This is a genomic window from Klebsiella sp. 7-CIP_Kleb. (genome assembly GCF_050378655.1).
Lineage (GTDB): Bacteria > Pseudomonadota > Gammaproteobacteria > Enterobacterales > Enterobacteriaceae > Klebsiella > Klebsiella quasipneumoniae.
In genome coordinates this window covers 1-1,709 of record NZ_JBNRLJ010000029.1, presented here as the reverse complement: position 1 = coordinate 1,709, position 1,709 = coordinate 1, and the positions used below count along the sequence as shown (strand labels likewise).

The 1,709-nt window shown below is 52.5% G+C and carries 1 rRNA gene; it reads left to right on the top strand.

The features are described 5' to 3' along the window. Window positions 1–149: 149 nt before the first annotated feature. Window positions 150–1,689 (top strand): 16S ribosomal RNA (locus tag ACQUTI_RS26250). The last annotated feature ends 20 nt before the right edge of the window (window positions 1,690–1,709 follow it).

Below are 1,709 nucleotides of genomic sequence, written 5' to 3'. Positions count from 1 at the left end.
GCAACTGCTCTTTAACAATTTATCAGACAATCTGTGTGGGCACTCAAAGTGACATGGATTCTTAATGTCTTCGGACAATAAATGAATACCAAGTCTCAAGAGTGAACACGTAATTCATTACGAAGTTTAATTCTTTGAGCATCAAACTTAAATTGAAGAGTTTGATCATGGCTCAGATTGAACGCTGGCGGCAGGCCTAACACATGCAAGTCGAGCGGTAGCACAGAGAGCTTGCTCTCGGGTGACGAGCGGCGGACGGGTGAGTAATGTCTGGGAAACTGCCTGATGGAGGGGGATAACTACTGGAAACGGTAGCTAATACCGCATAATGTCGCAAGACCAAAGTGGGGGACCTTCGGGCCTCATGCCATCAGATGTGCCCAGATGGGATTAGCTAGTAGGTGGGGTAACGGCTCACCTAGGCGACGATCCCTAGCTGGTCTGAGAGGATGACCAGCCACACTGGAACTGAGACACGGTCCAGACTCCTACGGGAGGCAGCAGTGGGGAATATTGCACAATGGGCGCAAGCCTGATGCAGCCATGCCGCGTGTATGAAGAAGGCCTTCGGGTTGTAAAGTACTTTCAGCGGGGAGGAAGGCGATAAGGTTAATAACCTTGTCGATTGACGTTACCCGCAGAAGAAGCACCGGCTAACTCCGTGCCAGCAGCCGCGGTAATACGGAGGGTGCAAGCGTTAATCGGAATTACTGGGCGTAAAGCGCACGCAGGCGGTCTGTCAAGTCGGATGTGAAATCCCCGGGCTCAACCTGGGAACTGCATTCGAAACTGGCAGGCTAGAGTCTTGTAGAGGGGGGTAGAATTCCAGGTGTAGCGGTGAAATGCGTAGAGATCTGGAGGAATACCGGTGGCGAAGGCGGCCCCCTGGACAAAGACTGACGCTCAGGTGCGAAAGCGTGGGGAGCAAACAGGATTAGATACCCTGGTAGTCCACGCCGTAAACGATGTCGATTTGGAGGTTGTGCCCTTGAGGCGTGGCTTCCGGAGCTAACGCGTTAAATCGACCGCCTGGGGAGTACGGCCGCAAGGTTAAAACTCAAATGAATTGACGGGGGCCCGCACAAGCGGTGGAGCATGTGGTTTAATTCGATGCAACGCGAAGAACCTTACCTGGTCTTGACATCCACAGAACTTAGCAGAGATGCTTTGGTGCCTTCGGGAACTGTGAGACAGGTGCTGCATGGCTGTCGTCAGCTCGTGTTGTGAAATGTTGGGTTAAGTCCCGCAACGAGCGCAACCCTTATCCTTTGTTGCCAGCGGTTCGGCCGGGAACTCAAAGGAGACTGCCAGTGATAAACTGGAGGAAGGTGGGGATGACGTCAAGTCATCATGGCCCTTACGACCAGGGCTACACACGTGCTACAATGGCATATACAAAGAGAAGCGACCTCGCGAGAGCAAGCGGACCTCATAAAGTATGTCGTAGTCCGGATTGGAGTCTGCAACTCGACTCCATGAAGTCGGAATCGCTAGTAATCGTAGATCAGAATGCTACGGTGAATACGTTCCCGGGCCTTGTACACACCGCCCGTCACACCATGGGAGTGGGTTGCAAAAGAAGTAGGTAGCTTAACCTTCGGGAGGGCGCTTACCACTTTGTGATTCATGACTGGGGTGAAGTCGTAACAAGGTAACCGTAGGGGAACCTGCGGTTGGATCACCTCCTTACCTTAAAGAACCTGCCTTTG